We start from the raw sequence: 16,799 nt of genomic DNA, 5'->3' as shown, positions 1-16,799 counted from the left end.
CGTTGACAAGGGATGCCGCGTGTCGGTGGCCGCCGTTAGCCTCGCCCCATGACCCCCGGCATCGTTCCCCCCTTCCTCCTCGATCGGATCGCCTCCAGCGACGATCCGCGTCTCGCCCACGCTGCCGCCGCCGCGCGCAAAACCCTGGCCGTCCCGAGACCACCGCGTGCGGCACGCGCTCGGCTGCGGCTCTCGATCGACGCGGGTGCCCTGGTGGCCGAGACCGCCCCCGTGCCCGACCGGGTGATCTCCGACGCGCAGAACACCGAGCGGCTGCCCGGCCGCCGGGTGCGCACCGAAGACGACGGCCCCACCGGCGACCCCGCGACCGACGAAGCGTACGACGGTCTCGGCGCGACCTACGACCTGTTCTGGGATGCCTTTGCGCGCGACGGCATCGACGGCGCCGGGGGCTCGTTGCTCGCCACCGTGCACTTCGGCGACGACTACGACAACGCGTTCTGGAACGGCGAGCGCATGGTCTTCGGTGACGGCGACGGCGAGGTGTTCGTCGGCTTCACCCGCTCGCTCAGCGTGATCGCACACGAGCTCGGCCACGGCGTCATCGACGCGCTCGGGGGCCTGGAGTATCAGGGTCAGTCGGGGGCGCTGAACGAATCGGTGGCCGACGTCTTCGGTGTGCTCGCCGAGCAGCACGCGCTCCGGCAGCGCGCCGACGAGGCCACGTGGCTCGTGGGCGCGGGCATCTTCGCCGCGGGCGTGCAGGGCACGGCTCTGCGGTCGTTGTCCGCTCCCGGGACCGCCTACGACGACGATGTGCTCGGCATCGACCCGCAACCGGGGCACCTGCGCGACTACGTCGAGACCGACGACGACAACGGGGGCGTGCACATCAACTCCGGTATCCCGAACCGGGCCTTCCACCTCGTCGCCACACGGCTGGGGGGTTTCGCGTGGGAGCGGGCCGGGCTCATCTGGTACCTCACCCTCACGTCCGGCGATCTGTCGCCGACGGCCGACTTCACCGCGTTCGCCGCCGCCACACGCCGCGCCGCGGCAGCGGAGTACGGTGAGGAGTCGGAGGAGGCCGACGCCGTCCGCGCCGCCTGGGCGGAAGTGGGCGTCGGAGAGGATGCCACGACCTGAGGCCGCACGCGGCGAGCGCTTCGCCGTGATCGTGGTGCGCTCCGGCGGGATCGCCGGGCTGTCTCGGCGGTGGCGCGCGGAGCCCGAACCGGAGCGCGCGCCCCGCTGGCGCTCACTCGTGGCGCAGTGCCCGTGGGATGCCCCTCCCCCGCCCGCACGCGGCGCCGACCGCTACCAGTGGCGGATCGAAGTGCGCGAGGGCGGCACCGCGGTGCGCGAGGCGCGTCTCGGCGACGCGCAGGTCGAGGGGCCGTGGCGCACGCTGGTCGACGAGGTGCGCCGCGCCGACGCCGCGCAGTGACTCGCGATCCCGCTGAGCAGACGTCCGACGCGAACGGCCCCGCGCGTCAGCCGAACAGCTTCCGGCGCTTCTTCTTCGAGGGAATGCTCTTCTGCAGGTAGACCACGCCGAGCCAGCGCCCGAACTTGAACCCCACCCGGCCCATGCGGCCCACCTCGGTGAACCCGAGCTTCTGGTGCAGCGCGATCGAGGCATCCGCGCCCTTGTCGCTGATCGCGGCGACCATCTCGCGGATGCCTTTCTCTGCACAGGCGTCGATGAGGGCCTCCAGCATCGCCCGGCCGAGGCCCTTGCCCGCGGCCGCTTGCCCCAGGTAGATCGAGTTCTCGACGGTATAGCGGTAGGCCGACTTCGACTGCCAGGGCTGAACGAGGGCGTACCCGAGAATCTGCCCGCTCGGGGACTGCGCGACGAGGAACGGCAGCCCGAGCTTCTCGAGCGTCTCGAACTTCTCCCGCCACTTGGCGACCGACCAGGCCTTCTCGTCGAACGTCACGACCGAGTTGCGCACGTAGTAGTTGTAAATCTCGCGGATGTCGGGAATGTCCGCTTCCGTGGCCGGGCGGATCTCATACGAGAACGGCCGCTCCGGCTCGGGCGCACGCCGCAGGTGGGCGGGCAATCGCCGCCGGTTCTTCTCGTACTCCTCTTCCAGCACGGACGCCACTCTACGGGCCAGCCGTTTCCGCCGTGTGACGGCCCCGGGGGCCCGCACGGAAGGTGCCGGGCCAGCCCCGTCACGCGGGGGCGGGGAGTCGCCAGTCGACCGCGGGCGCGCCCTGCTCCTCGAGCAGCGCGTTGATGCGCGAGAACGGGCGGGAGCCGAAGAAGCCGCGGCTCGCCGAGAGCGGTGACGGGTGCGCGGATGCCACGATCGCGGTGTCTCCGAGGAGGGGCGTGAGGTTCGCGGCATCCCGCCCCCACAACACCGCCACGAGCGGCGCGTCACGGGCGACGAGGCAGCGGATCGCGTGCTCGGTGACCCGCTCCCATCCCCACCCGCGGTGCGACGCGGGGCTGCCGGGCGCCACCGTGAGCACGCGGTTGAGCAGCATCACGCCCTGGCCGGCCCAGGCCGACAGGTCGCCGTGCGGGGCGGGCGGGATGCCCAGGTCGTCGGAGAGCTCGCGGTAGATGTTCCCCAGGCTCCGCGGCAGCGGACGCACGTGCGGGTCGACGGCGAACGACAGGCCGATCGGGTGCCCCGGGGTCGGGTAGGGGTCCTGCCCGACGATGAGCACCCGCACGGCGTCGACCGGGGTGCGGAAGGCCCGCAGCACGAGGTCACCCGCGGGCAGGTACGGCTTTCCCTCGGCGCGCAGCCGCTCGCCGAGTGCGGCGATATCCCCCGCCACCGGCGCGAGAGGCTCCACCCACGAGACGTCGATGAGGCCCGCGTCGGCGAGCTCGGCGAGCGACCTCCCGCTCACACGGCTTCCTCGTCGCGCACCGACCCCTGGAACGACCACGGAAAGTCGATCCAGAGCGAGGTGTCCTTCCACGCGTAGTCGGGAGCGATGATCGTCGTCGGCTTGGTGTAGATCACGGCCGACCGCGCGTCCGCACCCTGCTGATCGAGAAGCTTCACGGCGAGGTCGAGCGTGCGGCCGCTGTCGGCGACATCGTCGACGAGGAGCACGCGGCGGCCGGCGAGGTACGACAGATCCAGGGCCGGCGGCAGCACCTCCGGTGCGTCGAGCACGGTCCCGACGCCGGTGTAGAACTCGACGTTCAGCGCTCCGCAGTTCTTCACACCGAGGCCATACGCGATCGCGCCGCCCGGGAGGAGTCCCCCGCGCGCGATCGCCACGACCACCTCGGGCTCGAACCCGTCGGCCACGATCGCCCGGGAGATGTCGCGCGTGGCGACACCGAAGTCGTCCCAGGTCAGCCGTTCGCGCTCGTCCGTCGTTTCCGCCACGCGGATCCCCTCTCGTCTTGTGCTTTTCACCCTAGGGTGTCGCCCGAGGGCCGACGCGCGGAGTGCTAGCCTCGCGCCATGTCGCGCGTCTCCGGCGCGGTCGGTCGGGTGCGCGGGTCCGCACTCGGGGTGACCGCGGGTCTCATCGGGTGGTTCGTGCTGGTGGAGCTCGCCAGCGGCATCCTGCAGGGGTATTACGTACCGCTGTTGCCCGACATCGTCGTGCACCTGGGTATTCGCGACGCCGACGTGAACTGGTTCGAGGCGGCGCAGCTGCTGCTCTCGGCACTCGTCCTCCCGATCCTGGCAAAGCTCGGCGACGTATTCGGCCACAAGAAGGTCCTGCTGGCCTCGGCCCTGGCAACGGCGGCGGCGAGTTGGTGGCTGGTGTTCGCCGACACGTTCCCGACCTTCCTGATCGCCTGGTCCCTGCAGGGCTTCTACGTCGTGTGGCTGCCGCTGGAGATCGCGCTGATCTTCGACCGCGGCCGGCGGCAGAGCCGCGGGGTGTCGCAGACCCGTCGCGCCGCGGGACTGCTCGTGGTGGGGCTGCAAGCGGGCGCGATCATCGGCGCGCTCGCGGCCGGGCGCCTCTTCGCGGCCACCGGCGGAGACCTCCGCCTCGCCCTCACGATCCCCGCGATCGCGGTGACGCTCGTGTGCCTCGTGATCTGGCTGGGCGTGCCCGAATCGGAGCGGATGCCGGGACGCCGCCGCCTCGACATCGGCGGGTTCGTCCTGCTCGCAGCGGCGCTGCTGTGCCTCACCGGGGCGCTGTCGTTCGTGCGACTGCCCGCCGGCCCGGGACCGGTCGTCATCGTGCCCCTGCTCGTGCTCGGTGTCATCCTCCTCGTCGTGTTCGCGCGCTACGAGCTCGGTCGCCCCGATCCCGCGGTCGATATCCGCGTGCTCCGCCGCCCCGAGATGTGGCCGATCCAGGCGACCTCATTCCTCGTCGGCATCAGCCTGCTCGGCGCCCAGGGGCCGCTGGCCACGTACGCCGGTACCGATCGCGCGCTCGGCTACGGACTCGGGCTGGATGCCACCGACCGATCGAACGTCATCGGGGTGTACCTCGTCTCGCTCATCGTCGGGGCCATCCTGTTCGCGGTGACCTCCCGCCGCGCGAGTCCGCGGGCCGTGCTCATTGGGGCCGCCGCGCTCGTCGGGATCGGGTATGCCCTGCTCCTGCCCCTCCACGTCGAGTTGTGGCACGTGCTGCTGTGCCTGGCGATCGCCGGGCTCGGATCCGGCGCCCTCGTGGCGGCGATGCCCGCCGCCGCGGCGGCCGCCGCTCCGCGCGGGCAGACAGGCGTGGCATCCGCCCTCACCAACACCACCAAGACGGTGGGCGGCACGATGTCGTCGGCCGTGTTCGGCGTGGTGCTCGCCGGTGGCGCCGGGGCCGCGGTGGCGGCGACGGCAGCCCCGCTGGCCGGCTACCTCACCGTCTGGGCGATCTGCGCGGCGGGCGGGTTCGTCGCCGCCGTGCTGCTGCTGTTCGTGCCCAAGGTCGCCTTCGCCGACACCGCGGAGGGCGAGGCGGCCGCCGGAGCCGCGCGCGGCGACGTGGCCTGAGCGATCCGGGTCAGCGCACCCGCAGCGGACCGCGCGCCAGCAGGTGCTGGGCGGACTGCGCGACCGGGCGCATCGTCACGAGATCGAGGTTGACGTGCGCCGGGGCGTCCAGCGCATAGGCGATGACGTCGGCCACGTCGTCGGCGACGAGGGGCGCCTCGACGTCCTCGTACAGCTTGTCGACGCCCTCGTGATTGCCGCGCAGGCGGTTCAGTGTGAACTCCTCGGTGCGCACCATGCCCGGGGCGATCTCGATGACGCGCAGCGGTTCGCCGTTCAGTTCCTGCCGGAGTGCGGCGACGAGCATCGACTCGCCCGCCTTCGCGGCGTTGTAACCCGCACCGCCGGGGTAGGCGGTCTGCGCGGCAGTGGAGGTGACGAACAGCGCGTCGGCGTGACCGACCCGTTCGGCGGCTCGCCGAAGGAGCGGAAGAAGGGATGCCACGAGCCGCTGCGACGACAGCACGTTGGCCTCGAACATCCAGCGCCAGTCGTCGGGATCACCGTCTTCGACGCGGTCGGCGCCGCGCGCTCCCCCGGCGACGTGGACGAGCGCGTCGACACCCCCGGTCTCGTCGAGCCACGCGGCGAGCGCCGCGACCGCGTCGGCGTCGGTGAGGTCGGCCGCGTGGGCGACGACGCCGGTCTCGGCCTCGAGCGCGGCCAGCCGCTCGGCGCGACGGGCGACCCCCACGACGTCCCACCCGCGTGAGCGGAGAGCACGCGCCGTCGCCTCCCCGATCCCCGAACTGGCCCCGGTCACCACTGCGCGTCGCGTCATGGCGTCCACGCTACCGGCGGGCGGTGACACGGGAGCGCCGCGAACGTTACGGCGCATGTCCACCCCTGTTGTCGGTGTCGGCGGCTCTCTCTACGCTCGCAGCAGGCCGTGGCATCCGTCGTCGGCCCCCGAGATTTTCGAAGGAGAAGCCGTGTCCGCACCCGAGAACTGGCGTTTCGAGACCAAGCAGATCCACACCGGCGCCCAGCCCGACCCGGTCACCAAGGCCCGCGCCACCCCGATCTACCAGACGACCTCGTACGTGTTCGACAACGCCGACCACGCCGCGAACCTGTTCGCGCTCGCCGAGTTCGGCAACATCTACACGCGCATCCAGAACCCCACTCAAGACGTCGTCGAGCAGCGCATCGCCGCGCTGGAGGGGGGCACCGGCGCCCTCCTGGTCTCCAGCGGCCAGGCGGCCGAGACGTTCGCGGTGCTGAACATCGCGCAGGCGGGCGACCACATCGTCTCGTCGAGCTCGATCTACGGCGGCACGTACAACCTGTTCAAGTACACCCTCGCCAAGCTCGGCATCGAGACGACCTTCGTCGAGAACCAGGACGACCCCGAGGAGTGGCGCGCGGCCGTCCGTCCGAACACGAAGCTCCTGTTCGCCGAGACCATCGGCAATCCGAAGATCAACGTGCTCGACATCCGCACCGTCGCCGACATCGCGCACGAGAGCGGCGTGCCGCTCATCGTCGACAACACCATCGCGACGTCGTTCCTCATCCGCCCGTTCGAGCACGGTGCCGACATCGTCGTGCACTCGGCCACGAAGTTCATCGGCGGTCACGGCACGACGATCGGCGGCGTCATCGTCGACGGCGGAACCTTCGCCTGGTCCGAGAACGTCGAGAAGTTCCCCGGCCTCACCGAGCCCGACCCCTCGTACCACGGCGCGAGCTACACCACCGCGGTCGGCGACGGGCTCGCGTACATCATCAAGGCCCGCGTGCAGCTGCTGCGCGACCTCGGCGCCGCTATCGCGCCCCACAGCGCGTGGCTGCTCATCCAGGGCCTCGAGACGCTGTCGCTGCGCATCGAGCGCCACGTGCAGAACGCGCAGGAGATCGCCGAGTGGCTCGAGCGCCATGACGACGTCGCGAGCGTGAACTACTCGGGTCTGCCCACGTCGCCCTGGTACGCCGCGGCCAACAACTACGCCCCCAAGGGCGTCGGCGCGGTGCTCTCGTTCGAGCTCAAGGGCGGTGTCGAGGCGGGCCGCGAGTTCGTCAACTCGCTGGAGCTGTTCAGCCACCTCGCCAACATCGGCGACGTGCGCTCGCTGGTCATTCACCCGGCCTCGACGACGCACTCGCAGCTCACCCCCGAGCAGCAGCTCACCTCGGGTGTCACGCCGGGCCTTGTTCGCCTGTCGGTGGGTCTCGAGAACATCGACGACCTCAAGGCCGACCTCGACCAGGCCCTCGCCGCCGCGCGTCGCCTGTCCGAGGCCGCCCGCGCCTGACGCGCTCCCTCGCCCGCGATGCGTGAGTCGCCAATTATTGTCGCTTCCCGTGGCCGACAGGCGACAATCTTTGGCGACTCGCGCGGAACGGCCCGGCCTCAGACGCGCTGGCGCGGCCGCAGGCTCCCGAGGCCCCCGTCCACACCGAGCACCTGTCCGGTGATCCAGTCGTTGGCGGGGTCGAGCAGGAACTCCACCGCACGCGCGACATCCTCGGGCTCGCCCAGGCGCCCGAGCGGATGCATCGCCTCCGAGACCGTGCGCGACAGGTCCGACGACGTCAGCCCCTCGGTGAGCCGGGTCTGCACCAGCCCGGGGGCGACGGCGTTGACCCGCAGCCCGCGGCTCGCATAGCTCGCGGCGGCCGACAGCGTAAGGCCGATGACCCCCGCCTTGGCCGCCGCGATCACGTCGTGGTTCGAGAGTCCGGCGAGGGCCGCGGCCGAGGTCAGCAGCACGAGCGAGCCGCCGCCGCGCAGGTGCTTCCCGGCCGCGCGTACCACCGCGAACGACGTCGTCAGCGACGCCGCGATGGTGTCGTCGTACTGCGCGCGCGAAACGAGGTGCGCGGGCTTCAGCAGCATCGATCCCGCGAACACGGCGATGCCGTCGACGTCGCCGGCCGCGGCCACGACCCGGTCGACGGCGTCGAAGTCGGTGGCATCCAGGAGGTGGTCGGGCTCGATCTGCGAGGAATCCCTCGCGGTCGTGATCACGCGGTGCCCCGCGTCGCGCAGTCGTCGTGCCGTCGCCCCGCCGATGTCACTCGAGGCCGCGATGAGGAGGTAGGTCGCCATACCGCGATTGTGCGCGACCGCGACCGGCCGGGTCGGGGGCTGGACAGGGCCGTAACAGTCGGTTCGGGGTGTACACGACCGGCGAGAATGGATGCCATGGACTGGCAGATCTCCGAAGACACGGTGCCCTCGGCACCGATCACGGAGGCCGACGCACGGCTGCTGCTCGGGCGTCCCCCGGCCACGGGCGCGTGGCGCGACGGCGATCCCGCGGGCGATCGGCAGTTCACCGCCTTCGGGGAGTTCCGCACCGAGAACGGTCAGAGCTTGCCCGGCTTCCGCCTGGCGTACGAGACTTGGGGAGAGCTCTCCCCCGCCCGTGACAACGCCGTCCTGATCCCGCACGCCCTGACCGGCGACAGTCACGTGCGCGGGCCCGCCGGCCCCGGGCACCCCACCGCCGGCTGGTGGGGCGACCTCGTCGGCCCGGGCGCCGCCATCGATACCGACCGCTGGTTCGTCGTGGCTCCGAACGTGCTGGGCGGATGCCAGGGCTCGACGGGGCCTGCCAGCATCGCGCCCGACGGGTACGAGTGGGCCTCGCGGTTCCCGTACCTGACGATTCGCGACCAGGTCCACGCGCAGGCCCTCCTCGCGGACGCCCTCGGAATCGACCGCTGGGCGGCCGTCATCGGCGGGTCCATGGGAGGAATGCACGCGCTCGAATGGGCGGTCGGGATGCCCGATCGGGTCCAGCGCGCCGCGATCCTCTCGGCCCCGCCCATCACCACCGCCGACCAGATCGCCCTGAACACGGTGCAGGCCGACACCATCCGCATGGATCCGCGATTCGCCGGTGGGCAGTTCTACGACGCGGGCGACGGCGATGGCCCGCACCGGGGTCTGGCCCTGGCCCGACGCATGGCGCTGTTGAACTACCGCAGCCCGACCGAACTGAACCAGCGCTTCCAACGCTCCTGGCAGTCGGGCGTCAGCCCCCTCGGCCATGGCGGGCGCTTCGCGGTGGAGTCGTACCTCGACTTCCACGGCAACAAGTTCACCCGCCGCTTCGATGCGAACAGCTACCTGACCCTCGTCGAGGCGATGAACTCGCACGACGTGGGCCGCGATCGCGAGGGGGTCGAAGACGCCCTGCGCCGGGTCACGGCCACGACGCTCGTGCTCGGCGTCGACAGCGACCGGTTGTTCCCCGTCGATGGGCAGCACCGCATCGCCCGTGGCATCCCGAACACCCTCGATGGGGATCAGGCGGTCGTGCTCTCGAGCGACTTCGGCCACGACGGGTTCCTCATCGAGACCGCCGCCGTCGACCACCACCTCCGGCGGCTCTTCGCGGCCTGAGCCCGCGGAACTGCCGCGCGCGCCGAGTGTCGACCCGACGCGGATGCCACCGCCCGGCGCCTCAGTCCTGCGTCGGGATCGAGCCGGTCACCGCGGTCTGCGCGGCCTCGGCCACCGGAACCCGGTGCGCCGGGTGGCGTCCGCTCCGGTCTTCGGCGCGGAACGAGAGGACGGCGACGATGAGGCCCCCGAGCGCGAGCACCGCCCCGACCCAGGCGGGGGCGACGAGCCCCAGGCCGCCCGCGATCGCCAGACCGCCGAGGAAGGCGCCGAGGCTGTTGCCGATGTTCAACGCCGAGTGGTTCAGCGCTGCGGCGATGGACTGATTGTCTTCGGCGACATCCATGAGCCGGGTCTGGATGCTGGGGCTGAGAGCCGCACCGCAGAACGACACCAGGAAGGCGAAGAGCGCGAGGCTCACGATCCACCCGGCGGTGAGGGCGAGACCCACCGACGCCGCCCCGAGGGCGACGAGACCGGTGAGGAGCCAGAAGCGGAGGTCTTTGTCGGCGAGAGCGCCACCGACGATGTTGCCGATCGTCATGCCGATGCCCACGAGCACCAGAACGAGCGACACGGTCCACTCGGGCTGGCCGGCGACGTCGGTGATCATCGGCGCGATGTAGCTGTACATCGCAAAGAAGCCGCCGAAGCCGATCGAGCCGATTCCGAGCGCGAACCACACCTGGCCGAGACGGAACACGCGGAGCTCGTCGCGGAGCCGGCGACCCGGCATCCCGGGGTGGTGCGGCACGAACAGGGCGATGCAGATCGTGGCGAGGAGGAAGATCGCGGCGACGACGGCGAAGGCCGCACGCCAGCCCACCTGCTGTCCGAGCAGCGTGCCCAGCGGCACCCCGACGACGTTCGCGATGGTCAGGCCGGTGAGCACGAACGCCACACCCTTGGCGCGGTTGCCCGGCCCGAGGGCGTCCGCGGCGACGAGCGCGCCGATGCCGAAGTAGGCGCCGTGCGGAAGACCGGCGAGGAATCGGGATGCCGCGACCAGCTCGAACGTGGGAGCGATCACCGTCAGCAGCGTGAAGAACGTCAGCGCCGCGGCGAGCACGATCATCACGCGATGCCGGGGGAAGCGTGCGACGGAACCCGCGATCGTCGGCGCACCGACGACCACGCCGAGGGCGTACAGCGAGATCAGCCAGCCCGCCTGGGCGATGGCGTCATCGGGCGAGGCGGCCCACGCGGAGGGAACGAGTTCGCGCGCGATGTTGGGGAGAAGCCCCATCACCACGAACTCCGTCATTCCGATACCGAAGCTGCCGATGGCGAGAGAAAGGAGCGCCCGCGTCGCCGCACCCTTCGAGGTCGTCGAAGAGGTCACTCGCCGATGCTAGCGGTGCCACGCCGGGCGTGTCGAATCGTTTCGAGAGGCGCGCTCGCGCGCAGCGGCGACGAGGCCGATACCCCTCAGCCGTCCGCGTCGTCGATCGCCCGCTCGAGCCGCTCGATCTTGCCGTCGATCTCGCCGGTGCGCCCGGGGCGGATGTCGGCCTTGAGCACGAGCGAGACGCGCGAACCGTAGGGCATCACGGCATCCGTCGCCCGCTTGACCACGTCGAACACCTCGTCCCACTCCCCCTCGATTTCGGTGAACATCGAGGTCGTGCGGTGCGGAAGGCCCGACGCGCGCACCACGGCCACCGCAGCGGCGACGGCGTCGTGCACGGAGCCGTCGGCGTTCTCCGCCGAAGCGGTACCGACACCGGACGGGGCGACCGAGAAGGCGATGAGCATGGTCCGAGGCTACTTCGCTGCCACCCGCACGGGGGCCGAACGGCGCCCCCGTACCCAGTCGTTGAGGCTCGCCGGGCGCGCGACCCGACCGATCGGCGCCCGCACGACGCGCACGATCGCCCACACCATCAGCGCTAGCCCGAGGAGGTTGCGAATCTCGAGCAGGAACACCGGGAACGGCGCCGGGTTCGTGGCCATGAGTCCGTCGTAGACCATCGGATACACCCATTGCGTGAGGCCGGCGATCAGGAGTGTCATCGCCGCGAAGCCGTACCACCGACGGCGGTCGATCATGAGGCCAAGCACCACGGGAGCGAACAGCCACACGTAGTACTGCGGCGACCCGACTTTGTTCAGGGCGATGAACGCCGCCACCAGGGCGAGCGAGAGCGGCGGGAACAGGCTCACGAACGTCGCCCCGCGCCACATCTTGCGCGCACCGAGCACGGCGACCCCGGCCATCACGAGGAGCATCAGCGGCGTCATCGCCGCAATCACGATGTCGGCGCCGGGACCGGTGACCTGGAAGGTGAGCACATCGCCGTCGTAGTAGACCTCGGAGCCGGGGACGTAAAAGGCCGCGAGGAACATGTAGAGCGCACCGACCGGCGCCTCCATCTGGATCCCGCGCGAAGTCTGGTCGCCCACGAAACCGAAGACGAACGGCGCGCCGCCGAGCGCCACCACCGGGATGATCGTGGCGAGCGAGACCGCCACCGCTCCCCAGACGAGGGCGAGACGGCGTCGGATCGCGACGAAGCCGGCGGCCAGGATCGCCGCGGGCCACACCTTCATCCACACCGCGATCGACAGCAGAACGGATGCCACGAACGGGCGGCGTACGAGCCAGATACTGCCGAGGATCGCGAACGGCACGGTGATCCCGTCGATGCGGTACAGGCCAACCGGGCCGATGAGGAGGATCGCGGCGAGCCAGAACCACGCGGCGGTCACGCGACCGCGCGAGCGGCCCGAGCCGACCAGGACGACGAAGGCGACGAGGTCGGCGAGAGCGACCGTGATCGCCCATGCGGGCGTGTAGCTGACGGCCCAGGCGAACACCCACGCGAACGTCATGGGGAGGAACGCGAGCTGCGGGTAGATCCACTTCTCGGTGATCCCGGGCCACGCCCACGCGTCGGAACGGGTGCACGAGGTGACGTCGACGCCGCCGAAGAGGGCACAGCGCGACCAGGGTTCGTACACCAGATACACGTCGCCCATGGGCTGATTGGGCTGCTGAAAGCCCAGGATGCCCACCGTGACGTGGACGGCGACGAACGCCACGAACAGAACGACGACACGCCTCACCACCGGATCATCCTAAGCGGGCGACCCCCGGCGTCCCCGACCGCGCGGAGTCCGACGACCGCCGCGCACGGGGCGCGCGGGGCAACCGTTACGCGATCGAGTCCGAGAGCGCCCCGGCTACGACGCCCGGAAGCGCTTCGGCCACATCGAGCGCGGCGATCGGCCCGCCCCGTCCGCCGTGCCGCGACGACGCCACCGTTCCCGCGGTGCCGTGCAGCCAGGCCGCGGTCGCCGCGCAGGCGGCCAGGTCGTCGAGGGTGCACCGGTCCGCCGCGACGGCACCCGCCGTCACGGCCCCGAGCACCCCGCCCAGCACGTCTCCCGTCCCCGCGGTCGCGAGCCACGGCGTGCCCGTCGCCACGCGTCGCGTCCAGCCGCCCGCGGCCACGACGAGGGTGACGGCTCCCTTCAGCAGCACCACGCCGCCGATCGTCTCGGCGGTTTCCCGCGCCGCCGCCTCGCGGGCGGCGACGTCTCCGCCGATGTCGGACGACAGCCCCAGCGTCTCGCGGAGCCGGGCGAGTTCCCGCGCGTGCGGCGTCACGATGACGGGCGCCGTGGCACCGTGCACGAGGTCGAGCGCGCCCGCGTCCACCACGACGGGCAGCTCCCCGGCCAGCAGTTCACGCAGCAGCGCGGTCTCGTCGGCGTCGCGCTCGGTGGCATCCGTGCCCGACCCCACGACCCAGGCCTGCACCCGGCCATCGGCCGTCACCGTCTCGGGGCGACGCTGCAGCACGAGATCCTGCGCGCGCTCGGGGCCGAGATAGCGCACCATGCCGGTGCCCGTACGCCACGCGGCCTCGACGCCGAGCACCGCGGCCCCCGGATATCGGGTCGATCCCGTCCGCAGGCCCACGACGCCGCGGGAATACTTGTCGTCTTCGGCGGTTGGCCTCCGCAGTGTGCGGGTGACATCGCGCCCGGTCCAGTCCCTCGCCGTCATGGCGTCACCTTAGAACGGAAGGCTTCGACGTGAGCACCCTCTTCACGCCCGTGACGATCCGGGGTATCGAGATCCGCAACCGACTCTGGGTCTCGCCCATGTGCCAGTACAGCGCGGTCGACGGTATCCCGAACGACTGGCACCACGTCCACCTCGCCCAGTTCGCCGCCGGTGGCGCGGGCCTCATCATCGCCGAGGCGACGGCGGTCTCACCCGAGGGGCGCATCTCCCCCGCCGACACCGGCCTCTGGAACGACGCGCAGGTCGAGGCCTGGATGCCGATCGTCGCGGCGATCCGTGCACGCGGCGCTCGCGCGGGCGTGCAGCTCGGCCACGCGGGACGCAAAGCGTCCACCACTGCGCCCTTCGGTGGCGGCCGCGGATCGGTGGCGCCGGAAGACGGCGGCTGGACCACCGTTGCCCCGTCCGCGATCGCCTATCCCGGCCTGGCCGAGCCGCTCGCGCTCGACGCGGCGGGGCTCGAGAAGGTCGTCGCCGACTTCGGCTATGCCGCCCGCCGCGCGGTGGCGGCCGGATTCGAGGTGCTCGAGGTGCACGCCGCCCACGGGTACCTGCTGCACCAGTTCCTCTCGCCGCTGAGCAACCACCGCGACGACGCCTACGGCGGCTCGTTCGACGGACGCGTCCGGCTCCTCGAGCGGGTCACCGCGGCCGTGCGCGAGGCCGCGCCGGACGCCGCCGTCTTCGTGCGATTCTCGGGAACGGATGCCGCCGAGGGCGGGTGGGACATCGACGACACCGTGCGCGCCGCGGAGCGTGTCGCCGCCCTCGGGGCCGACCTCATCGATGTCTCCAGCGGCGGCCTCGTGCCCCACCAGCGCATCGAGACCGGGCCCGGCTACCAGGTGCCCCTGGCCGAGAGGGTTCGCCGCGACACCGGTCTGCTCGTGGGAGCGGTCGGCATGATCGACGACGCCCGGCTGGCCGAGGCGGTCGTGTCCGAGGGACGCGCCGACGCGGTGCTCGCCGCCCGGGAGTGGCTCCGCGACCCGCACTACGCGCTGCGGGTCGCGGCGGAACTCGGCGCCGCTGTCCCCGCGCCCGCGCAGTACCTCCGCGCGTACTGACCCGGGGGAGGTAACACGCAGCGGCACCTCCCCCGGGGCTCAGACGAAACGGCGCCGAGCCGTGGCATCCTGCACTTCGCCCACGAGCTCCTCGATGACGTCTTCCAGGAAGAGCACCGCCCGCACGTCGCCGGCGTCGTCGCGCACCTGCGCGAGGTGCCGACCCGACCGCCGCATCAGCGCGAGCGCGTCTTCGAGGTCGGTCGACTCCCGCACCGACACCATGTGGTGGATGCGCTTGGACGGGATGGGCCGCGCCATGTCGGCCTCGTCGTCGGGCCCTTCGGCCACACGCAGCACGTCTTTCAGGTGGACGTACCCGGTCGGGTGCCCTTCGCCGTCGACGATCACGTAGCGCGAGTACCCGTGGGTGGCGACGGCCCGCTCGATCTCGGCGGGGGTCGTCTTCGCGGGCAGCGTCACCAGGGCGGCCATCGGCACCGCGATGTCGGCGGCCTTCTTCTCGGTGAACTCCACCACCGCCGTCACCGTGCCGGCGGCGTCGTCGAGCACGCCCTCGCGGCGCGACTGGTTCACGATCGTGGCGACCTCGTCGAGGGTGAAGGTCGAGGCGGCCTCGTCTTTGGGCTCGACTCGGAACAGGCGCAGCACGTGGTTCGCGATCCAGTTCAGCGCGACGATCACGGGGTAGAAGGCCTTGGACACCGCGACCAGGGGCGGAGCCAGCATCAGTACCGCCCGGTCGGGCAGCGAGAACGCCAGGTTCTTCGGCACCATCTCGCCGAAGACGACGTGCAGGTACGACACCACGAGCAGCGCCACGACGAACGCGGCGATGTCGACGGCCGTCTCCGACAGCCCCGTGAGCCCGAGCGGTTCGGCCAGCAGGTGGTGGATCGCCGGTTCCGAGACGTTCAGGATCAGCAGCGAACAGATCGTGATGCCGAGCTGACACGTCGCCAGCATGAGCGTCGCGTGCTCCATGGCGTACAGCGCGGTCTTGGCCGCTCGCGACCCCCGGTCGGCCAGCGGCTCCACCTGGGAGCGCCGCGCCGAGATGACCGCGAACTCCGCGCCCACGAAGAAGGCGTTGGCGGCCAGCAGAACGACGAGCCACGCGATTCCTGCCCAATCGCTCATCGCTGGTCACCTCCCTTGGCCGCGCGGACGAGGTCGGCGACCCCCTCCTCGACCGGAGTCGGGGTGAACTGCACGCGGTCGACCCGGCGTCCGTCCATCCGGTGGACGGTCAGGATGCCATCGTCGATGGCGACCGTGTCCCCCACCGCGGGAATGCGCTCGAGCTCGGCCATGAGGAAGCCGCCGACCGTGTCGTAGACCTCGCTCTCGGGCACGCGGACGCCGGCGCGGTCGAGCGCCTCGTCCGGACGCAGATCGCCCGGGAACGTGAGGGAGGCGGCGGTGCGCACGACGCCGGCGCGCGACCGATCGTGTTCGTCGAGGACTTCTCCGACGATCTCCTCGACGAGGTCTTCGAGGGTGACGACTCCCGCGGTGCCGCCGTACTCGTCGACGACGATCGCCATCTGGTAGCCGCGCGAGCGCAGTTCGGAGACGAGCGTGTCCAGGTGCACCGTCTCGGGGACCCGCAGCGGCTCGGTCGCCAACGCGGCCACCGGCACCTCGCCGCGCCGGTCACGGGGAACCCCGACCGCGGCCTTGAGGTGAACCACGCCGACGATGTCGTCCATCGATTCCCCGTAGACGGGGAAGCGGCTGTGGCCGGTGCGGCGGGCGAGCTGGATGACGGCGTCGGTGGGCTCTCCCGCGGCGAGCGCGTGCACGCTCGGGCGGGGCGTCATCACGTCGGCGGCGCTGAGGCGGGCGAAGGTGAGACTGCGGTCCAGGAGCGAGGCGGTGTCTTTCTCGAGCATGCCGGCGCTGGCCGACCGCTTCACCAGGCTCGACAGCTCTTCGGCGGTGCGTGCGCCCGAGAGCTCTTCCTTGGGTTCGACGCCCATCGCGCGGAGCACCCCGTTGGCGCTCCCGTTGAGCACCGCGACGGCGGGGCGGAACACCGCGGTGAAGGCCACCTGGAACGGCAGCACCAGCTTCGCCGTCTGCCGCGGGATCGCGAGCGCGAAGTTCTTGGGGACGAGTTCACCGAGGATCATCGAGAGCACGGTGGCGACGCCGATCCCGATGACGGCGGCGAGCGGCACCACGAACGCCTCGGGCAGCGACCACGCGAAGAACAGCGGCCGGAGCAGGTTCGAGATCGCCGGTTCCATCGTGTACCCGGTCAGCAACGTCGTGAGCGTGATGCCCAACTGCGCGCTCGACAGGTGCGTCGAGGTGATGCGGAGCGCGTCGATCGTGAGCGACAGACGCGTTTCACCCGCCTCCCGGCGCGCTTCGAGGTCAGCGCGATCGAGATTGACCAGCGCGAACTCGCTCGCGACGAAGAGTCCGGTTCCGACCGTGAGAAGGAGCCCCACGCCCAGCATGACGTACTC

17 protein-coding genes are annotated in these 16,799 nt (G+C 71.3%); 6 read left to right on the top strand and 11 right to left on the bottom strand.

Annotated elements, in window-relative coordinates; all coding sequences use genetic code 11:
• Positions 1 to 48 precede the first annotated feature (48 nt).
• Together ACU6WY_RS04180 and ACU6WY_RS04175 are read left to right on the top strand one after the other, a co-directional pair.
• Complete coding sequence (locus ACU6WY_RS04180) at positions 49 to 1,107, top strand: M4 family metallopeptidase (protein ID WP_483821203.1); 1,059 nt, start codon at positions 49 to 51, stop codon at positions 1,105 to 1,107.
• A complete protein-coding gene (locus ACU6WY_RS04175) occupies positions 1,094 to 1,408 on the top strand; it encodes a protealysin inhibitor emfourin (RefSeq protein WP_483821202.1) in 315 nt (104 codons plus the stop codon). Before ACU6WY_RS04180 ends, ACU6WY_RS04175 begins: the two co-directional genes overlap by 14 nt.
• Before the next feature lie 46 nt (positions 1,409 to 1,454).
• On the opposite strand, the gene ACU6WY_RS04170 is transcribed toward ACU6WY_RS04175, so the two are convergent.
• The 3 genes from ACU6WY_RS04170 to ACU6WY_RS04160 all read right to left on the bottom strand — a co-directional run bounded on the left by ACU6WY_RS04170 (position 1,455) and on the right by ACU6WY_RS04160 (position 3,329).
• Positions 1,455 to 2,066, bottom strand: coding sequence for an N-acetyltransferase family protein (locus ACU6WY_RS04170; RefSeq protein ID WP_483821201.1), 612 nt, complete (start codon positions 2,064 to 2,066; stop codon positions 1,455 to 1,457).
• Positions 2,067 to 2,145: 79 nt separating this feature from the next.
• Entirely contained in the window at positions 2,146 to 2,838 is a 693-nt protein-coding gene (locus ACU6WY_RS04165; protein WP_483821200.1) for a uracil-DNA glycosylase, read from the bottom strand.
• Positions 2,835 to 3,329 (bottom strand): phosphoribosyltransferase, encoded by a 495-nt coding sequence (locus tag ACU6WY_RS04160; protein WP_483821199.1) that lies wholly within the window; start codon positions 3,327 to 3,329, stop codon positions 2,835 to 2,837. The genes ACU6WY_RS04165 and ACU6WY_RS04160 overlap by 4 nt, the downstream gene beginning before the upstream one ends.
• 78 nt (positions 3,330 to 3,407) lie before the next feature.
• On the opposite strand from ACU6WY_RS04160, the gene ACU6WY_RS04155 reads away from it, so the two are divergent.
• Positions 3,408 to 4,907 (top strand): MFS transporter, encoded by a 1,500-nt coding sequence (locus ACU6WY_RS04155; RefSeq protein ID WP_483821198.1) that lies wholly within the window; start codon positions 3,408 to 3,410, stop codon positions 4,905 to 4,907.
• A gap of 10 nt (positions 4,908 to 4,917) precedes the next feature.
• On the opposite strand, the gene ACU6WY_RS04150 is transcribed toward ACU6WY_RS04155, so the two are convergent.
• Entirely contained in the window at positions 4,918 to 5,688 is a 771-nt protein-coding gene (locus ACU6WY_RS04150; protein WP_483821197.1) for an SDR family oxidoreductase, read from the bottom strand.
• A 151-nt stretch (positions 5,689 to 5,839) separates the two neighbouring features.
• Between ACU6WY_RS04150 and ACU6WY_RS04145 the strand changes: the two genes are divergently transcribed.
• Positions 5,840 to 7,162 carry a bifunctional o-acetylhomoserine/o-acetylserine sulfhydrylase gene (locus ACU6WY_RS04145; RefSeq protein WP_483821196.1) on the top strand — a complete coding sequence of 441 codons (1,323 nt, stop codon included), beginning with the start codon at positions 5,840 to 5,842 and terminating at the stop codon, positions 7,160 to 7,162.
• Positions 7,163 to 7,260: 98 nt separating this feature from the next.
• Here the strand turns inward: ACU6WY_RS04145 and ACU6WY_RS04140 are convergent, their stop codons facing one another.
• On the bottom strand, positions 7,261 to 7,959 hold the full coding sequence (locus ACU6WY_RS04140) for an SDR family NAD(P)-dependent oxidoreductase (protein ID WP_483821195.1): 699 nt from the start codon (positions 7,957 to 7,959) through the stop codon (positions 7,261 to 7,263).
• 96 nt (positions 7,960 to 8,055) lie between these two features.
• Between ACU6WY_RS04140 and metX the strand changes: the two genes are divergently transcribed.
• The gene (metX, locus tag ACU6WY_RS04135; RefSeq protein ID WP_483821194.1) at positions 8,056 to 9,261 is read left to right on the top strand and encodes a homoserine O-acetyltransferase MetX; all 1,206 of its coding nucleotides are present in this window, start codon (positions 8,056 to 8,058) and stop codon (positions 9,259 to 9,261) included.
• Positions 9,262 to 9,322: 61 nt separating this feature from the next.
• Here metX and ACU6WY_RS04130 read toward each other — a convergent pair whose 3' ends face one another.
• The 4 genes from ACU6WY_RS04130 to ACU6WY_RS04115 all read right to left on the bottom strand — a co-directional run bounded on the left by ACU6WY_RS04130 (position 9,323) and on the right by ACU6WY_RS04115 (position 13,273).
• Positions 9,323 to 10,603, bottom strand: coding sequence for an MFS transporter (locus tag ACU6WY_RS04130; RefSeq protein ID WP_483821193.1), 1,281 nt, complete (start codon positions 10,601 to 10,603; stop codon positions 9,323 to 9,325).
• 86 nt (positions 10,604 to 10,689) lie between these two features.
• A complete protein-coding gene (locus tag ACU6WY_RS04125; RefSeq protein ID WP_483821192.1) occupies positions 10,690 to 11,016 on the bottom strand; it encodes a thiamine-binding protein in 327 nt (108 codons plus the stop codon).
• A 9-nt stretch (positions 11,017 to 11,025) separates the two neighbouring features.
• Positions 11,026 to 12,330, bottom strand: a complete 1,305-nt coding sequence (locus ACU6WY_RS04120; protein WP_483821191.1) for a hypothetical protein — start codon at positions 12,328 to 12,330, stop codon at positions 11,026 to 11,028.
• Between the two features lie 85 nt (positions 12,331 to 12,415).
• Positions 12,416 to 13,273 carry an ADP-dependent NAD(P)H-hydrate dehydratase gene (locus tag ACU6WY_RS04115; RefSeq protein ID WP_483821190.1) on the bottom strand — a complete coding sequence of 286 codons (858 nt, stop codon included), beginning with the start codon at positions 13,271 to 13,273 and terminating at the stop codon, positions 12,416 to 12,418.
• Between the two features lie 29 nt (positions 13,274 to 13,302).
• Here ACU6WY_RS04115 and ACU6WY_RS04110 point away from each other — a divergent pair, with 29 nt between their 5' ends.
• Positions 13,303 to 14,361 carry an NADH:flavin oxidoreductase/NADH oxidase gene (locus tag ACU6WY_RS04110; protein ID WP_483821189.1) on the top strand — a complete coding sequence of 353 codons (1,059 nt, stop codon included), beginning with the start codon at positions 13,303 to 13,305 and terminating at the stop codon, positions 14,359 to 14,361.
• A gap of 39 nt (positions 14,362 to 14,400) precedes the next feature.
• On the opposite strand, the gene ACU6WY_RS04105 is transcribed toward ACU6WY_RS04110, so the two are convergent.
• Positions 14,401 to 15,462 carry a hemolysin family protein gene (locus ACU6WY_RS04105; RefSeq protein ID WP_483821188.1) on the bottom strand — a complete coding sequence of 354 codons (1,062 nt, stop codon included), beginning with the start codon at positions 15,460 to 15,462 and terminating at the stop codon, positions 14,401 to 14,403.
• A complete protein-coding gene (locus ACU6WY_RS04100; RefSeq protein WP_483821850.1) occupies positions 15,459 to 16,790 on the bottom strand; it encodes a hemolysin family protein in 1,332 nt (443 codons plus the stop codon). The genes ACU6WY_RS04105 and ACU6WY_RS04100 overlap by 4 nt, the downstream gene beginning before the upstream one ends.
• Between the last annotated feature and the right edge of the window lie 9 nt (positions 16,791 to 16,799).

Source organism: Microbacterium sp. ZW3a (assembly GCF_057167165.1).
This window is presented reverse-complemented; position numbering and strand designations above follow the sequence as displayed.

Bases quoted from the DNA above. Each gene is read 5' to 3' on its own strand.
- ACU6WY_RS04150 (WP_483821197.1), bottom strand. From the start codon at position 5,688: ATGACGCGACGCGCAGTGGTGACCGGGGCCAGTTCGGGGATCGGGGAG.
- ACU6WY_RS04105 (WP_483821188.1), bottom strand. From the start codon at position 15,462: ATGAGCGATTGGGCAGGAATCGCGTGGCTCGTCGTTCTGCTGGCCGCC.
- ACU6WY_RS04140 (WP_483821195.1), bottom strand. From the start codon at position 7,959: ATGGCGACCTACCTCCTCATCGCGGCCTCGAGTGACATCGGCGGGGCG.
- metX (WP_483821194.1), top strand. From the start codon at position 8,056: ATGGACTGGCAGATCTCCGAAGACACGGTGCCCTCGGCACCGATCACG.
- ACU6WY_RS04180 (WP_483821203.1), top strand. From the start codon at position 49: ATGACCCCCGGCATCGTTCCCCCCTTCCTCCTCGATCGGATCGCCTCC.
- ACU6WY_RS04100 (WP_483821850.1), bottom strand. From the start codon at position 16,790: ATGCTGGGCGTGGGGCTCCTTCTCACGGTCGGAACCGGACTCTTCGTC.
- ACU6WY_RS04175 (WP_483821202.1), top strand. From the start codon at position 1,094: ATGCCACGACCTGAGGCCGCACGCGGCGAGCGCTTCGCCGTGATCGTG.
- ACU6WY_RS04125 (WP_483821192.1), bottom strand. From the start codon at position 11,016: ATGCTCATCGCCTTCTCGGTCGCCCCGTCCGGTGTCGGTACCGCTTCG.
- ACU6WY_RS04155 (WP_483821198.1), top strand. From the start codon at position 3,408: ATGTCGCGCGTCTCCGGCGCGGTCGGTCGGGTGCGCGGGTCCGCACTC.
- ACU6WY_RS04115 (WP_483821190.1), bottom strand. From the start codon at position 13,273: ATGACGGCGAGGGACTGGACCGGGCGCGATGTCACCCGCACACTGCGG.